Source organism: Pleionea litopenaei (genome assembly GCF_031198435.1).
In the GTDB taxonomy this organism is placed as follows: domain Bacteria; phylum Pseudomonadota; class Gammaproteobacteria; order Enterobacterales; family Kangiellaceae; genus Pleionea; species Pleionea litopenaei.
The window spans coordinates 951,005-967,157 of sequence record NZ_CP133548.1; the positions used below are offsets into that span (position 1 = coordinate 951,005).

Here is a 16,153-nt window from a genome sequence, read left to right on the forward strand (position 1 = left end):
TAGTTGCTGGCCTTTTTGAGACTGTAAATAACTCTGTGTAACTGTCTATTATTAACCTATTGAATAGGAGATGATAGACCTATGGACAAGAAAGAGGTTGAAGCCTGGGCTCGTAAAGCAGCCAAAGGCATAAAGACTGAAGAAGAGTTAAATGACTTTCGTCAGATGCTGACGAAGGTCACTGTCGAAACCGCTTTGAATGCAGAGCTTGATGAGCATCTGGGCTATGAAAGACACGCTCAGTCAGATTCTGATAATTATCGGAACGGCTATACACCGAAAACGCTTCTTACCGAAGATGGCCCACTCTCAATTGAAACGCCACGAGACCGGCAAGGCACATTCGAACCCCAGTTAGTCAAGAAGCAGCAAACTCGCTTCACTACGATGGACGAGAAAATCCTGAGCCTTTACGCCAAAGGGATGACGACTCGAGAAATCGTAGCCACGTTCAAAGACATGTATGATGCCGACGTCTCGCCCACATTGATTTCAAAAGTCACCAATGCAGTTATTGAGCAAGTCATTGAATGGCAGTCACGCCCACTAGATTCAATTTACCCCATCGTTTATCTGGACTGTATCGTGCTAAAAATTCGGCAAGATAAACAAGTCATCAACAAGTGCGTTTACTTGGCGCTAGGCGTCACTATGGAAGGCCAAAAAGAGCTTTTAGGCTTGTGGTTATCAGAAAACGAGGGGGCTAAATTCTGGCTCAACGTTTTAACTGAGCTTCAAAATCGAGGAGTTAAAGATATTCTCATTGCTTGTGTTGACGGTTTAAAAGGGTTTCCTGACGCTATCAACTCGGCTTATCCCGAAACGCAAGTACAGCTTTGTATAGTGCACATGATTCGAAACTCCGTTCGCTATGTTCCCTGGAAAGACTACAAGGCCGTGACAGCGGATTTAAAGCGCATTTATCAGTCAGCCACTGAAGAAGATGCGCTGCTTGCGTTAGAGCAATTCTCTGAGCGTTGGGACGATAAGTATCCGCAAATCAGTCGCTCCTGGAAAACTCATTGGCACAATCTAAATACGTTATTTAATTATCCGCCTGAAATACGCAAAGCCATTTATACGACCAATGCCATTGAGTCGCTCAACAGTGTGATTCGAAAGTCGATTAAGAAGCGAAAGCTCTTTCCATCAGATGACTCCGCCAAAAAAGTGGTTTATCTAGCGATTATGGACGCTTCGAAAAAATGGACTATGCCTATTAGAAATTGGAAAGCGGCCTTAAATCATTTTATGATTGTATTTGATGGCCGCTTAGATGACTATGTTTGAACTGGCAGTTACACAGAATAATTTACAGGGTCGCCTTTTTTAGTTTCAATATTACTTTAAGTGTTTTGCTAAGAACTTTTCCATTTTAGTGTAAAGCTCTATACGATTTTCTTCTTTTCTGAAACCGTGTCCTTCGTTTTCTTTCATAATCCACTCATCGTCACTTAACTTAATACCTCGATCTTCGAGCGCATCTCTAAGCTCCGTAGCATGCTCTTTAACAACACGAGGATCGTTCGCACCTTGAACAATCATTAACGGCGCTTTGATTTTGTCTACATGTGCTAATGGTGACATACGCTTCATTAACTCATCGTCATCGGGATCTCCGATTCGAACTTTCATAACTTCTTTCATAGGTTCCCAATGTTTCGGCATAGACTCAAAAAGTAATGCAACATCGGTTACACCCACATAATTGATTCCACAAGCGTACAAGTCAGGTGTAAATGTCAAGCCTGCCATCGTTGCGTAACCGCCGTAGCTGGCACCGTAAATGCACACTCGCTTCGGATCAACTATTTTTTCTTTGATCAAATATTTAACCGCATCGGTGAGATCGTTTTGCATTTCTGCACCCCACTTTCCACCATAACCGGCTTGCTCAAATTTACGACCGAATCCACCAGAACCTCGATAGTTTACCTGAATGGTTGCGTATCCGCGACTCGCAAAGAACTGATGCTCGGGATTAAAACCCCAGCTATCTCTTACTCCGAACGGGCCACCGTGTGGGTTAACAATCAACGGCAGATTTTTACCATCAGACTCTTTTGGAATCGTAATATAACCATGAATTAATAGGCCATCACGGCTGGTAAATTTAAAGGGTTTCATTTCAGACAGTAATTCTGGTTTCAACCAAGGCATACGGGCTAAAAGAAATGAAACTTTATTAGTATCTCTTTCAAATAAATAGTACTTACCGGGATCATTGTCATCAGAAACAGAAATGATACTAACCGACTCATCTTGAGTAGAACTTGTTAAATTAACTCGCTTACCCGGAAATGCGGCTTGCAATGAAGCCATCATATTTTTAGTCGCTTCATCAAAATAAACGGTTTCTGGATACTCATAAATGTAACTAACACCTAAAACCTTTTGTTGATGTCGAGACATCATTAAATTGGAAACATCAACGACATCATGTTCAAAAACTAAGTCACCAAGTTTATTGGCTTTAGGATCAAACTTGTAAATTGCTCCTCGGTCACGACCAATATTTGATGAAACAAATAACGTTTTATTGTCCCAATCAAAAGCTAATGGCGTCATTCCTTCATCGTGAATGTTAAACTCTCTAAGGACTTTAAACTCCTCCTCTCCTTTTTCTTTATAATGGAATTTTCCACTTAGACCGTCTATCGACACCGCGCCACGAACATCACCATCATGATCGACTAACCAGCTTTGAACATTGCCTGGGTTGCGAGCAATCATATCCATCTTACGATTTTTATTTCCTCTTTGATCCCAATGACTATCAAGTGCCAATTTATAAAGATCAGGAGCAGCAATACGTCGACCATTAAATTGAACCAAAATATGGTCTGGGTCATCAGGCAATGTATGAACAACATTGGCCGATCGAATGCCTGCCGAACCCGCGGTTGCAGCAACTAACTGTACAATTTTTGGTTTGCCCTTAGTATTCACTTTATACAAACTGAATGATTCTCTACCATCGCTATCCATGGTAAAGACGATATCATCATTATTTGCCCAAAAATAACCAGCAACATCTTGATCAGCCAATCCTGTTATAGCCCTTGGCTTACCGATACTGCCATCTTTAGCGAACTCCATAATAATAATATTTCTACGTTCTCTGAGCGGTGAAAGGATGGCTAGATACTTTCCGTTCGGCGAAAGCTGCAATGAGGTGTAATCGGGGTTTTTAAAAAAGTCTTTGACAGGTATGTCTTTCGCACTAGACCATCCAGAGAGACTGGTAGCGAGTAAACATAACGCTATCACGTATTTATAAATGTGACGCATGGTGTTTTCCTTCTTTGGTTTGAAATCCAATTTTCAGTCACTTAGTATCCTTAGGACTTACTCACACATCGCCCGCTAAATGTTAAAGAGCATGTCAAAATGACCGATATTACACATTTAGCAATACAAATTGAGTTTCTCTTGGTTTCAGACAAATAATTTTCCTCCAAAAAATAATGTTCGTCCCAGTAGCTCAAGGGTAATTAATCATTGCAGTTGTTCTTTACCAGCCTTAGAATTTAAAAAAAAAGGAATATTTAAAGACAATGTCATTTCAAGCCGAAGCCAAGAAAAGCAATAAGATCACTTCATTTGACTTAATAGAAGCAACAAAAATCTCATTTTTAGATTTAGAGATCTGTCAGTATCGACACGAACCGACAGGTGCCGAACACTTTCACTTCACTGCTGATACGTCCGAGAATATCTTTATGGCGAGCTTTCATACTCCGCCTTTCGATAACAGCGGTGTCTTCCACATTTTAGAACATGCGATCATGTGCGGTAGCAAAAACTTTCCCGTGTCTGACTTGCTTTTTCAGATGTCACGACGTTCGGTCAGTCAGTTCATGAACGCTCTAACGGGCAGTGATTGGACCGGTTTCGCATTTGCAACGCCACTACTCCAAGATTTTAATAATTTACTTTCTGTTTATCTAAATTCCATTTTTTTCCCTAGACTAGATCCATTAGACTTTGCTCAAGAAGGCCATCGGTTAGAATTGCAGCAAGTAGAAGACCTACATAGTGACATCCATTTTCAAGGCGTAGTGCTTAATGAAATGATAGGGGCAATGTCAACGCCATCATCTCAGTTATGGGAGTTGTTTAAGCAACATTTTTTACCAAACACACCCTACCAATTTAATAGTGGCGGCGAACCTAACGATATTGTTAATCTTAGCTACGAAAAATTTGTCGCGACGCACCAACGCTTTTTTACGCCATCGAACGTAAAATTCATCACCTTCGGAAACATACCAGCAGCCCACCATCAAAATATTTTTGAAACTCAAGTTCTCCAACACTTTGACCTTTCGAAAAAGACTTGCCAACCTCAAAACATGCACTTTAGTAGCGCTAAACAGCAGTTAATTAAATGTAAGTTAGATGACAACTACTTTATGTTGGGTTGGCTATTGGGTGAAACATCTAATTTAAACGATCAGTTAGAAGCCGATCTATTGTTTAAGGCTCTTATTGAAAACCCATTCTCCCCGCTTAATCAATTAATTCAATCAAATGACCTTGATCCGGTTTATGAGTTATGCGGCATTGATCGAGATGGTCGCGAACTGATTTTAAGTTTAGCGTTTCGTATTAAAGATTCAAAAGCAGCGAATGAACTTTCAGATAAGTTTACAAAATGTATTACAGGTGTCGCTAGTCATGGTCTCCCAAAGTCGTTTATGGAGATGGCTATTAAAGAGATTGAACTAGAGCGAAGAAAATTTGACGAATACGGCGTTCCTTACGGTGTTCAACTATTTCTACGCTCAATGCCCGCGATGCTAAAAAATCAAAACCCTAGTGGGTTACTAGATATAGGTGGCGCCATAACAGAGCTCAATAAGAAGATTGGTAGTCCAGATTATTTTAAATCATTAATTAATAGACGGTTAGTCAATAACAACCATCACTTATCACTAACCTTGGTTAATGACATCAACCAACCGTCACCATCAGAATTACTGAACGAAACACTAGACACGCTAAACAGAGTCTTAACGATCAAACAACGCCAAGAAATTGCGACTCAACAAAAGTCTTTAGAGTCACGCCAAACGTCAGCCGAAGATTTAACAAGGTTACCAATGCTTAGATTTGAGCAAATAAAGAGTGAAGCTAAGTCTAAAGATTTTCGAGAACGCGTTACTCAATGTTCAAACACCATGATTAATATCGTGGAAATGAGTAGCCAAGGCTTGGTACATCAATCTGCCATTATGGAATTGAGCTTTTTACCCCGCGAGCTTCAAAAACACTTAAAACTTTATTGCTTTTTGCTCACTGACATTGGCATGGAACAAGCCGTTGAGAACCATATCATCAATCAGCAGTCACTAGGTTCTATAGAGCTCAACGCAAAAGTAATCTGTCGCCAAGATTCTAGTAATCCCCAAAAGGGGCGTTTATTCTTATGCGTATCTGGAACATCGTTGCAGCAAGACTATCATTCGCTAACTCAATTATTACACTACGTTCTTAATTTATCGAAAATTGACTCGCGAGAAGATATTCAAAGTCGATTATCTGAATTTTTAGCGAGCATCGAAAGTAACTTAGCCTTTGGTGCTCATATGCTAGCGCTTTCTTCCGCTTGTGCTCCTTTTAGTTATCGAGAGCATCTCGCCGCTCAATGGCATGGTTTTGAAGCTATTAGTCGGTTAAAAGGGTTAACAAAAGACCTTGAAAACAATGCGGCTGAATTAAATCAACTATTCTGCGATTTAATGACCATTCAATCATTTATTGAAGAGCAGTCAGTTCAGTTGATCATGCAAACGGGCTCTGAGTCGAAACTCGATGTCAGTGAGTTGATGGCAAAAGTCTGGAAGCATAGCAATCTAGATTCAACTATCTCTTCATATGGTGATGAGCATCTAAATAGAGTTGCGAATAACAATTCTGAAATTAACGGTGAAATTAACGGTGAAATTAACGGTGAAATTAACGGTGAAATTGACGGTCTAATTGTAAGACATTCAGATGAATTCTATTCTAACGATGAAATTTCAACGCAACGATGTTGGGTCGCCAATAAACATCTCAATACCTGCGCGATGGCTATTCCAACGGTCAGTGAATTACACGCCGACGCTGCAGCTCTTACTTTAGCTGCCATTCTTATACATGGGGGCTACTTAAATCAAGCGATTCGAGAACGTGGTGGCGCCTATGGCGTTGGTGTAACACAAGAGTCTCAGTTCTCATGTTTCAGACTATTTTCACACGACGATCCTAATCTCGAAAGAACCTTGATGCACTTTAACCGCTCATTAAGTTGGTTATTAGTTCATGAAAATTTTACTGACCAAGATTTGGAGTTTGCAAAGCTCAAAGCCGTTAGTCAATTGACGGCTCAAACGTCGTCCTTCGCTTTTCACATTGAGCGTCATCTTGATTTATTACTAAACCAAACGAAGAACATGACTCATGTTTTAATTGATAATATTGCAAGTGTCAGTCGCCAAGATGTTGTCAATGCCGTGAAGCGCTACCTATTCAATTCTACCTCAAACACCGTTTTACTCGCTAATCAACAATCCATACATGAAGCTGAAACATTAGGTTTTAAAATAATAGAGCTTTAGAGATTCGGTTATATTGAGAAAGTCGCCAAATCGAACTTAAAGTAGTTTCAATGATTGTCGTTAAGAGGTTAATTCACTGGCTACTGAAAGCTTATTGACGGATCCAATTTTAACGATTGAACTAAACAGGAGTGCGCTTAACGCAACAATCGAAAGTGCAGCTCCAGCAATTAGGAAAAATAGATCGATTGCTATCGACTGTAAGATAAATCCGCTTAACATTGCACTTAAGGGTAACAACCCAATTAATGCAAAGGTCACTATGCCCATTACTCGACCTAAAAGCTCTCGTTGAGTACTCATTTGAACCCAAGACATAAATATCACTTGAACATATCCAGCAAACACTCCCATTATAAAGAGTATACATTGTCCCTGCAGAACACTGGTCGATTGTGATAAACCAATTAATGCAATTCCGACGAACAGATCGGTCAATAGCACGCTTGCGCCAACGGACAGTTTTATTATTTGCCGCAGCTTACTGACTAACATTGAACCGAGTACATTTCCAAATGCAAAAAATGCTAATAGATAACCATAACTCTGTGAGCCTTCTTGCCAATGCTGCTGAACCATTAAAGGCATACCGACCTGCATGAATCCACCAAGAAAGCTTGTAACCACTGCGAGGTAGAGCGTTATCTTAAGAAGTTCCTTATTTTGCTTAAAATAGCCAAAGCCCGCGATCACATTACTCAATAGTTTATTCACTCGACTTGAGCTTCTTCTTGGCTCAACTTTTATTACCGCTAAAATAATCGCCGACACAACGAAGGTTAATCCATCGATACTAAAGATCCAAATGAGTCCTTGATGACTCACCTCTCCTTCACTTGAATTAAGTTCTATACCCAACAAAACCGCCGCCAATAATGGTCCGATAATATTGGTTATCGAACGCAACATCATTCCAAAACCATTGGCGGCCGGCAATTGTGATGAGTTAACTAACTCAGGCAGTAAAGCCGAACCAGCTGGAATTGCAAATGCGCTTGACGTCCCTAAGACTAATACAATCGAAATCAACGACCAAAAGTTCAATTGATCTACCATTAAAAGGCCTACTAGCAAAAACATCAAAGCTGCATTAATGGCCTTGGAAATAAGTAACACGGATTTCGGAGAGAAACGATCGACCACAGCCCCGCTAACTAATAAAAAAACAGTCATTGGAACGGCTAATGCACCTAATACGGCACCAAGCACCCAAGGCTCGTTAAATAGAAACAAAGCTAGCCAAGGTAAAGTGACCAAAGTCAGCTGATCACCAAGCATAGAAATAAATGAGCCAACACAAAGTGATCGAAAACGCGAGTTATTGACCAAACGAACGTTTACTTGGTTTTCTTCAATGGCAACACGAGCGAACGAATCACTTGCTCCTTGGGACTGCTTTTCCATTCGTTACACCGCTTGCTTTTGCAAGTTCTCTCTAAGTACCCATCGACACTTCACATTATCGGGACGTAATAAAGTACTGTGCATAGGCAATGCTGTCTCTAAGGGAGGAAGAATGAGTTCGTATCTGCTTAGTAAGGCCCGCAAACCCAACATTAGTTGAATTGGCCCCAATAACGCACCGGGGCATATTCTAGGACCCGATCCAAACGGAATATAGGCATTTTCTTTGTGAGGGGCCTTACCCGTCAACCAACGTTCTGGGTCGAACTCTTCTGGGCGATCCCAGTAGCGTTCATCTCGGTGAAGTACAAAAGGACTGAATAAAATTCGACAGTCTTCTGGTATTAAATAACCACCCAACATAGTGTCTCTTTGAGCGGTTCTTCCCATTAACCAATTGGACGGATGCATGCGCATGGTTTCTTTTAAGAATGCGTGAGTATTTGGGAACTTACTTGGAATTAAAATATCCTTGGCATCGCGATCCATTTCTTCGCGAATTTTTTCAATATACTCAGGATGCTCTGCAAGTCGTAACAAGCACCAACTAAAAATTGAACCCGAAGGTCCGTGGGCAGTAACCATCATTAAGCGAACGGCCGCTACCAATTGTTCTTCAGGTGCGTCATGCATTCCTTCAATCAGTTGATCGAGTGCATCTCTTGGCGCTTCATTGCGAGGATATTCAGCCAACCTCCGCTTCACCACTTGATGCAGCAACTCGACCAATTCTTTATTTAAACGTTCAGCGCGTTTTGCTATGGGTCTCGGCATCCAAGGTAGTCGAGTTTCTTCGCTATCCGTAACATTAAGCGATGCCCAAAAGACTTCTTCAACGGCATCAAATATTCGCTTAAATTCAGGATCAGCACCCACGACAAAATCAGCTACCGCACATCCCAATAAGTTTTGGCTTGCATCAAACAAATCTTGTTCTTGATCAGAACGCTTATCGACTTCACGCTCTAAGCTTACTCCTGCTCTTCCAATATGCTGTGTTAATACATGACGATTTAATGCTTTACCCAGATATTTTCGAGACTGCATCCATTCGGCTATACCGTCAATCAGCTTTTTTCGACCGTGTTTACCTGCAGTCATCGCATTGTCTAGAATATAATCTTCATTCGTTTCACTGCAGACCTTTTCTATTAAACCAGCGTCATGAATCACCACTGTCTCACTATCAAGGCGAACCATGTCACCAAACTCAGGCTTAGTCTCAAGCATCCAGCCAACGGGATCTTCATCGAAACGCATAGCGTCGCCAATCAGAAATTTTCCTTTAGGTCCTGGAATATCAAAAATACTTGGCAATTTATTTTTATCTTTTTTAAAAAATGAAAACATGACTTCTGCACTCTAGAAAAGCAGCTTACTGGAAGGAATTTTATTAAGAGAAAGATGCCACAACTCCATAACAGAAAGAATCAAACGTTCAACTCTTCCGTGTAAATGCGACAACTTTCTCGTGACTACTCTACTAAATAAAAATTAGTAGATTGGGTAGTAGTACCACCAACCGCGAGTAGTTTTTGACATTTTTTTCATAACAGCTTTTGTGTATTTCATTTTATTTTCTCCTTTGTTTTACATAGGTCCGACAAAAAGAATACTCTCGCAAAAAATCGCTGTCTAGAATAAAAAACAAGCATTTTAAAAAATATTTACATAAGAGATTTTCAATGGACTTTAATGAAAAATGACTCAATACTAAATTTAAAATCTAAAAATAGCATTCTCTTTAAAAACCATCGCCATAAAACGTCGATACCAATTGACACCTATTTGATATTAAAGTGGATTCAAAAAAAATTTAGGAAACAAAGCCGGAATGTATGTCGTATTGAAAAAATACAACTGAGAATCAAAAGTACATCGAACAGGTCAAACCTCTATAAATCATGAAAATACCCCTACAAATACACATGAAAAATATATGCCATTTCAACTTTACAAGGTTCAGTTTAAGTTCACATACATTTGATTAAATACGACCTATCCACCATCAACGAACTACATGGAAAAATGCGATATATTAGTTTAATAGCTATCTTAATGATCAGTGCATGCGCAACGGTCAGCGAGCAGAGTTTAGCCGTAAAAATGATAGAATCTGAAATTGAGCTTCCGACCAATTGCAGGCAAAACATCAGTATTAAATCAGGTTCTGCATTTGAAGAGTATGCACTCGCGAAAGAGCACGCCACTAATGATGCCCGAATTAAAGCGGCCAAAGCTGGTAGTACGCATATCCTCATTACCAGCATAAAAAGTCATGTTGCTCTCTTTCTAACTGTAGTGGAGGCCAAAGGCTATGTCTGCCGTGATGAATAGCTTTTTACTGAGCTCTCTCGAACCCATTTTGAAACAGCTCAGCTTTTGAGGGACGGCGACCTGTGGTTTGTTCTGTACATAACTTCACAAAAGTATGTAAATAGTTTTTACACTTTGTGTTGTGCAAACCGATACCGCTGCAAGTGTCATTAACCCAATCTAGAGAGGCTTTAACATCGTCTAGTTTTGGCAACCTGGTGCAAAAGTCATCTTTATTTGCGGCCAGCATACAGCCATTAATAAATCCCGTAGCGGATAATTCACACTCTAGATCATTACAACCCATGTATCGAAATCTTAGACCAGTAGTACACTGGCTTTGATTCAACGACTCCCCAAAAGCTTTTCCAAACACTAATCCTTGTGTCGTCGCGCTATGCAAGTCATCGTATTTAGTTTTTGCGAAATAACCAACAATAGCGACTAAACTAAAAATACTAAGAACAACTATCCACTTTTTACTCATAAAAATCCCTAACTACAATAATGTCATGGCGGATCGATACTTAACGCAAATCGCCATTAAAAACAAAACATGAAGTGATATCACAATCGAACTTCGATTCGTATCAGATCGAGAAAACCATTAAAGCCCAAGTTCCTTTTGACGCTTCTGGCTAAGTCCTTTTGCCACCATTTGATAAGACTCAGATAGGTAATACTGTAATTGCTTATTCAGCTTTGAGTCCGTATCGAACTGCTGAATCCACTTAAATCCTCTTGAAGCAAGATAAGGCGCAGGACGAAAACCTGGTTGATCTTTTAAAACGTCGAAGTTAAGCTCTGACACTTTGAATGTATAAGCCTCTGTCCCCGAGTCTTTATTCCATCCACCGATAGCAAATACTTTACCGCCGATTTTCCAGACATGCGCCCCACCCCATTGTACGACATAGGTGGTAGACTTAAGTGACTTACAATACTCGTTAAACTCTAAATAGGTCATTCATTAAGCTCGCTAATCCATAGAGCGTAAAATATTCTCCTTTAAAAATGACGATATCGTCTATCTCGTCAGCCTGACGACTCTGCACTTTGAGGCAGCGACACTTTAATACAGCGACACTTTGCAACAGTGGCCTTTTGCAACAACAACTCCGTAATGCAATAAGACTTTTAATATTATTGGCGCTCGAATAGACGAACATCGAGTATAGATTATGCCTTGAATAGGAGGTCGAGTAAACTGCCAGTAACGCTAAGTAGAGAAAGGGCAGCTAATGCTGCCTTTTCTCTTAATTAAGCAATTAGCTCTATTATGCTGCGTGAGCTAACAATAATTGACGATTAAAACCGATCCAATGTTTACGATAAGCTTTCAACTGTTTGCGCCACTGTTGATATTTTTCAAATACTTCATGATTCTCATAGTTTTCAACCAGTTGCTTTTTCTGAAGTAAAACCCAATCTCGCTTTGCAGAATAGTACTCAGTTAGCTTTTGACAATAAATCTCATATTCTGCCTTCAATTTATTGATCAACTCTTCACTTCGAGGATGACCGGCTAAGTGTAGCTTCTTAATATTTCTTTGCATTAACATCGTAGCTTTAGCACGCTCAATTTTAGACTCATCACTGCGCTTTAGATCCTTCGCTAACTTTAACCAACTTAAGGTTTTAATCCACCACTTTGTCGGATCAAAATGCCACCAACGAATGCCGTTCCTATAATCGTTTTGAAATAAATGGTGAAAATTATGGTAGCCTTCACCAAAGGTAAACAAGGCAATAAACCCATTGTCTCTCGCTGTATTTTGATCGGTGTAGGTCTGCTTGCCCCAAATATGCGCCAATGAATTGATGAAAAAAGTCACATGATGACTAATCACCAAACGCAAAAAGCCTACCACTAGTAGCATTCCGATGACGTCGCCGTAAATCCAACCAAGAAGTAAAGGTCCACCAAAATTGACCAACAAGGTTAGCCATAAATAATTTCGATGCTGCCACATTACAATTTTATCTTGTTGTAAATCTTTTACGTTTGAGTAGTCATTGTACCGATGGGATTGGTATTCTCGAAGCATCCAACCTATATGAGAATACCAAAAACCGCGTTTGGCAGAATAAGGGTCCTTATCATTGTCATCAACATGACCGTGGTGTAAACGGTGATCAGACGACCAATGCAGTGCGCTATTTTGTACTGCAAAAGCCCCCCTATTGCGTAGAAAAAGCGTATAACAGCATTCGCTTTATAAGCTTTATGGGACCAAAGTCGGTGATAACCTGCGGTAATAGACATTCCACAATAACCAATACCTATAATCATGAATACCCAATGCCATAAGTCGAAACCAACCAAGTAGCCGTATAAGGGTACCCCTATTAGGGCAATGGTGGTGGTTAAAACAAATACAGAGACATTCAACCAAATAATTTTCGGCTTGCGTGTTGGCTCTGTCTGAGCCACTGAGCGCAACGGCTCTTTAGATTTATTCATTAACTTATTTAAACTCTTTAAATTTTCAATTCTGTAAGGTTTCAGCGTATGAATACGTTCAACCATTTCAGCGTACACATGTTCACTGAATTATATCGTCAGCCTTCATGAAATACAATACACAGTGCACTTTATTCGCTCAGTCGCCTGGTTTGGCGTCGCCACTGTTCAAGTGAGCGGATGTAGATTAATATGTCCCTAAGAATCAACAACCTATGGCCGACTCATGACAGGGATCCGAGCTCAACAAAAAGAAAAGACGCGTCTCGCTATCATTGACGCGGCGCTCAATCAGCTCAGTGCCGACCAAAACTTTTCTAGTTTGAGCCTGCGCGAGGTTGCTCGAGAAGCTGGAATCGCTCCAACATCCTTTTATAGGCACTTTAAAGATATGGAAGAGCTTGGACTGACACTCGTTGATGAGTGTGGCATGACGCTACGTCAACTGATGCGGAGTGCGAGAAAGCGCTTTGACGATAAAACCAGCGTCATCGTAGTTTCTGTTGAGACATTCATGGAGTTTGTGGAGCAAAACCCGAATATATTTCGCTTATTACTTAGAGAGCGTAGCGGCACTTCTAAGGCTTTTAGAGACGCTGTAGCGCGTGAAGTAAAATACTTCACCGTCGAACTCTCAGATTATCTTCAGCAATCGACTCAGCTCACTCCAGAAGTGTGCCAAGTACAAGCAGAAGCGTTAGTGACCATCACATTTAACAATGGTGCAGATTATCTCGATGCTGATGCAGAAAACCGTAAACGTCTTATTAAAACAACGATTGCCCAGTTACGTTTTATCGCGCATGGAGCTGCGTCACTCAATAGCTCAAATGATAGCCCTCTATGACGCACTTAACGGGGTTCCCTGCCGAAACGCACTCATTTCACGAACGCCACGATTGTTAATTAAGAGTCTTTTGTCTTTTTAAATAGCCTAGGCAAAGCAAAGCCTAACAACGCCCCCAAGATAAACCCGAAGCCCACGGCAAGTTGATCACTATTAATCAAAAAGCCGATCAAGCCCCCAGCACCGGCGCCAAAACTGATCTCATATAAAAAAGGTTTTTCGAAAGCATCTCGATCAATCGAGGGCGCTGCGATGCCCCCAAAGCAAAGCCCGACTAAAGTGACGAGTGCAAATTCGTGCCAATCGCCAAAGAAAAATAGCAATGAAGCCATTGCAAATGTTGACGAGAAAAATAGCATCGACACAAGGGTAATCTTTAACGCTTTCACGCTCTACAGTCCTTTTACTTAAAAATCTTTTATTAAGAATAATTCTAGTCCGCTCAACAAGCAATCACTAGACTAACGGTTGATAGTGACAAAAGCCTTGTCCCGGGTCAATTGACACTTAGATAGACTACAATTTAGCCGACTCTTGCGCTTTAAACACACCACTTTGCGTAATCAATCGGCCGAACCAAGGATGAACCACCGAAAGGTAAAACTGGAAGCGACTATTTTTAAGCGATTTTTGAAACACCAAAGTACGCCCAGGAGAAAGCCAACGAGGAAGTTTCCAGCAGCGTCCTAATCCAGTCCAATAATATTCGTCACTCTCAAAGTAAAGTGCACCGTTAATCACTCGGGTGCGCAACGACATTGAAAAGCCCCCACCTAAATATTCGCTCAGTTGATCGTTCAAAGAAATGCATTTAGTCGAGCAAACACACTCTTGATTAGTCCCACCAAAATCGTACCATCGCTCCCACGTCATCCCCTGTTTCGCTGCGTTATAAAATACCTCCACGCGAGTAGGAATATGTCTTCCGGTTGACTGTGCCAGTGGCCGACCGATGAGCCTTGTCAGCTTTGCCAAAACCCAACCGATCTTTGACAAGTGTACATAACGCATTTTGCCTACATATGTTTTTCGGCATAGCTGACTCGCAAAACGCTGCTGAATATCACTAGCCAACTCCGCCCATTGGTCCCCTATCACTCTTTGATAAGCTTCATCGTCATAACAAGAGGTTTGCGCTAAGTTAGCTTTTTCTATTTGACCGAGTTGTTGAGACATATCAAGCATCTCCTTCAATAGGCGAAAATCCATTTCGACTCGAGATATGCACGATGCCCAAAGCATCTAAAACCTTGCGAAAGTCATCAAGCTTGAGAAAGCCAGTACAAGGATAAGCTCCGCAAGGTAGACGGTCGCTTAATAACCGTTTGACCGTTAATTCTGCAGCAATGGTTGGTACGTGAGGCCCCCTTCCCTTTTTGGCAATGAGTTGCCAACGTAGAATCGCTTTTGAAGGTAGGGTCGCTTTTGAACAACGCTTTCTAGTGGCTCGCTTTTTACTCGGAAGGCCTTTAAGCTCAACAAACATAGCGCCATCATCGCTTCCCCAAGACTCCATCCATCGACTCACTCTCACTAGCGGCTTAGCGTATCGTCGCCAGTTGTTGACCCAATGCATTCGCGTTAACCAAGATAATGCCCAAAGCCCTATGTGCATTAATGAAACTTCGAGTCCTGCCTGAAAACTAACCGATTGCAATTGAGGGTATTGTTTAGGCAACAACTCAAGATCGGGAACATCGCAATTAGCCAGCCAGCGAGTGCCAATCGAATGTTCAAATTTATATTTTCGAAGATTCTGCCAACCATAAACTGGTTTAAAACGACCATCTATCCACTGGGTAAAAGGTTGCCCGACATAACTTAAAATAGATGAGACTGTCCCTAAACCACGCTCCGTTTGATTTCCAGGACAAATACCAATGGCTACGTCGGATAGCTCTGAAAATTCCTTTTGATAATGTTCAACAACCGCGTTGCTTAATGCAGGTACACTACTCGCCCCCGTCACTAAGACGACTTTAGAAGCTTTTGCTAAGTTATCTAAAGACTCATGGAAATGGCTAACAAACTCTCGGTTATCCGCCAAATCAATGTAATCACACCCGATCTCACAACATACGCTGGCGATTTTGAAGCAGTCCAGCGAGTTAGAAAATTCATAAGGTCCGGCTCCATTAATTAAAATATCAGGTTTTAAATAGGCTAAAACTTGAGCAAAACCTTCGGCGTCCTTATCTAAGGCTAACAAATCGACATTCGAATAAAGCGTTGAAGATTTTTTTAATCGTTCTAACTTACTTAAGTCACGAGCGATTAAAGTGATGGATAATTGTTTTATTTGGATTAAGCGAGGCAAAAGCCGACGCATAAAAACACCGGTCGCGCCGAGTAAAATTAAGTGCTTCATTGCAGTTTCCTAGTTTCTTTTTTAAACACTAGGAACAGGATAGAGAGATCAATCGAAGATAAACTCCCAATTGATAATTCTGCAATAAAATAAATATAACTGTATAAATATCAATAAATTACAAAGCTACATTATTATAATTCTAGAAC

The 16,153-nt window shown here is 40.8% G+C and carries 14 protein-coding genes; 4 read left to right on the plus strand and 10 right to left on the minus strand.

All coding sequences use genetic code 11. From position 1 onward, the window contains the following. Positions 1-81 precede the first annotated feature (81 nt). Entirely contained in the window at positions 82-1,290 is a 1,209-nt protein-coding gene (locus Q9312_RS04145; RefSeq protein ID WP_309203027.1) for an IS256 family transposase, read from the plus strand. A 51-nt stretch (positions 1,291-1,341) separates the two neighbouring features. On the opposite strand, the gene Q9312_RS04150 is transcribed toward Q9312_RS04145, so the two are convergent. Next, the gene (locus Q9312_RS04150) at positions 1,342-3,291 is read right to left on the minus strand and encodes a S9 family peptidase (protein WP_309203307.1); all 1,950 of its coding nucleotides are present in this window, start codon (positions 3,289-3,291) and stop codon (positions 1,342-1,344) included. Between the two features lie 266 nt (positions 3,292-3,557). On the opposite strand from Q9312_RS04150, the gene Q9312_RS04155 reads away from it, so the two are divergent. Next, on the plus strand, positions 3,558-6,605 hold the full coding sequence (locus Q9312_RS04155) for an insulinase family protein (protein ID WP_309203308.1): 3,048 nt from the start codon (positions 3,558-3,560) through the stop codon (positions 6,603-6,605). Between the two features lie 60 nt (positions 6,606-6,665). Here the strand turns inward: Q9312_RS04155 and Q9312_RS04160 are convergent, their stop codons facing one another. Both Q9312_RS04160 and Q9312_RS04165 read right to left on the minus strand, forming a co-directional pair. Beyond that, complete coding sequence (locus Q9312_RS04160) at positions 6,666-8,009, minus strand: MFS transporter (protein WP_309203309.1); 1,344 nt, start codon at positions 8,007-8,009, stop codon at positions 6,666-6,668. A gap of 3 nt (positions 8,010-8,012) precedes the next feature. Then, on the minus strand, positions 8,013-9,359 hold the full coding sequence (locus Q9312_RS04165) for a cytochrome P450 (protein WP_309203310.1): 1,347 nt from the start codon (positions 9,357-9,359) through the stop codon (positions 8,013-8,015). A 678-nt stretch (positions 9,360-10,037) separates the two neighbouring features. On the opposite strand from Q9312_RS04165, the gene Q9312_RS04170 reads away from it, so the two are divergent. Next, positions 10,038-10,346: a hypothetical protein gene (locus Q9312_RS04170; RefSeq protein ID WP_309203311.1), complete on the plus strand. Its 309-nt coding sequence runs from the start codon at positions 10,038-10,040 to the stop codon at positions 10,344-10,346. 4 nt (positions 10,347-10,350) lie between these two features. Here the strand turns inward: Q9312_RS04170 and Q9312_RS04175 are convergent, their stop codons facing one another. The 4 genes from Q9312_RS04175 to Q9312_RS04190 all read right to left on the minus strand — a co-directional run bounded on the left by Q9312_RS04175 (position 10,351) and on the right by Q9312_RS04190 (position 12,789). After that, positions 10,351-10,812, minus strand: coding sequence for a hypothetical protein (locus tag Q9312_RS04175; RefSeq protein ID WP_309203312.1), 462 nt, complete (start codon positions 10,810-10,812; stop codon positions 10,351-10,353). A 120-nt stretch (positions 10,813-10,932) separates the two neighbouring features. Continuing rightward, complete coding sequence (locus Q9312_RS04180) at positions 10,933-11,292, minus strand: MmcQ/YjbR family DNA-binding protein (RefSeq protein WP_309203313.1); 360 nt, start codon at positions 11,290-11,292, stop codon at positions 10,933-10,935. Positions 11,293-11,602: 310 nt separating this feature from the next. Next, positions 11,603-12,478: an acyl-CoA desaturase gene (locus Q9312_RS04185; RefSeq protein ID WP_309204550.1), complete on the minus strand. Its 876-nt coding sequence runs from the start codon at positions 12,476-12,478 to the stop codon at positions 11,603-11,605. Continuing rightward, positions 12,379-12,789, minus strand: a complete 411-nt coding sequence (locus Q9312_RS04190; RefSeq protein WP_309203314.1) for a hypothetical protein — start codon at positions 12,787-12,789, stop codon at positions 12,379-12,381. Before Q9312_RS04190 ends, Q9312_RS04185 begins: the two co-directional genes overlap by 100 nt. A gap of 226 nt (positions 12,790-13,015) precedes the next feature. Here Q9312_RS04190 and fabR point away from each other — a divergent pair, with 226 nt between their 5' ends. Beyond that, positions 13,016-13,636 (plus strand): HTH-type transcriptional repressor FabR, encoded by a 621-nt coding sequence (gene fabR, locus Q9312_RS04195; RefSeq protein WP_309203315.1) that lies wholly within the window; start codon positions 13,016-13,018, stop codon positions 13,634-13,636. Positions 13,637-13,695: 59 nt separating this feature from the next. On the opposite strand, the gene Q9312_RS04200 is transcribed toward fabR, so the two are convergent. The 3 genes from Q9312_RS04200 to Q9312_RS04210 form a co-directional block, all read right to left on the minus strand. Beyond that, on the minus strand, positions 13,696-14,025 hold the full coding sequence (locus Q9312_RS04200) for a hypothetical protein (RefSeq protein ID WP_309203316.1): 330 nt from the start codon (positions 14,023-14,025) through the stop codon (positions 13,696-13,698). A gap of 127 nt (positions 14,026-14,152) precedes the next feature. Then, a complete protein-coding gene (locus Q9312_RS04205; protein ID WP_309203317.1) occupies positions 14,153-14,812 on the minus strand; it encodes a DUF4166 domain-containing protein in 660 nt (219 codons plus the stop codon). Position 14,813: 1 nt separating this feature from the next. Next, the gene (locus Q9312_RS04210) at positions 14,814-16,004 is read right to left on the minus strand and encodes a saccharopine dehydrogenase family protein (protein WP_309203318.1); all 1,191 of its coding nucleotides are present in this window, start codon (positions 16,002-16,004) and stop codon (positions 14,814-14,816) included. Between the last annotated feature and the right edge of the window lie 149 nt (positions 16,005-16,153).

What these genes read in the sequence shown, in the direction of transcription:
- Q9312_RS04165 (WP_309203310.1), bottom strand. Translation starts at nt 9,359, where the DNA reads ATGTTTTCATTTTTTAAAAAAGATAAAAATAAATTGCCAAGTATTTTT.
- fabR (WP_309203315.1), top strand. Translation starts at nt 13,016, where the DNA reads ATGACAGGGATCCGAGCTCAACAAAAAGAAAAGACGCGTCTCGCTATC.
- Q9312_RS04170 (WP_309203311.1), top strand. Translation starts at nt 10,038, where the DNA reads ATGCGATATATTAGTTTAATAGCTATCTTAATGATCAGTGCATGCGCA.
- Q9312_RS04205 (WP_309203317.1), bottom strand. Translation starts at nt 14,812, where the DNA reads ATGTCTCAACAACTCGGTCAAATAGAAAAAGCTAACTTAGCGCAAACC.
- Q9312_RS04175 (WP_309203312.1), bottom strand. Translation starts at nt 10,812, where the DNA reads ATGAGTAAAAAGTGGATAGTTGTTCTTAGTATTTTTAGTTTAGTCGCT.
- Q9312_RS04145 (WP_309203027.1), top strand. Translation starts at nt 82, where the DNA reads ATGGACAAGAAAGAGGTTGAAGCCTGGGCTCGTAAAGCAGCCAAAGGC.
- Q9312_RS04150 (WP_309203307.1), bottom strand. Translation starts at nt 3,291, where the DNA reads ATGCGTCACATTTATAAATACGTGATAGCGTTATGTTTACTCGCTACC.
- Q9312_RS04190 (WP_309203314.1), bottom strand. Translation starts at nt 12,789, where the DNA reads ATGAATAAATCTAAAGAGCCGTTGCGCTCAGTGGCTCAGACAGAGCCA.
- Q9312_RS04210 (WP_309203318.1), bottom strand. Translation starts at nt 16,004, where the DNA reads ATGAAGCACTTAATTTTACTCGGCGCGACCGGTGTTTTTATGCGTCGG.
- Q9312_RS04160 (WP_309203309.1), bottom strand. Translation starts at nt 8,009, where the DNA reads ATGGAAAAGCAGTCCCAAGGAGCAAGTGATTCGTTCGCTCGTGTTGCC.
- Q9312_RS04155 (WP_309203308.1), top strand. Translation starts at nt 3,558, where the DNA reads ATGTCATTTCAAGCCGAAGCCAAGAAAAGCAATAAGATCACTTCATTT.
- Q9312_RS04180 (WP_309203313.1), bottom strand. Translation starts at nt 11,292, where the DNA reads ATGACCTATTTAGAGTTTAACGAGTATTGTAAGTCACTTAAGTCTACC.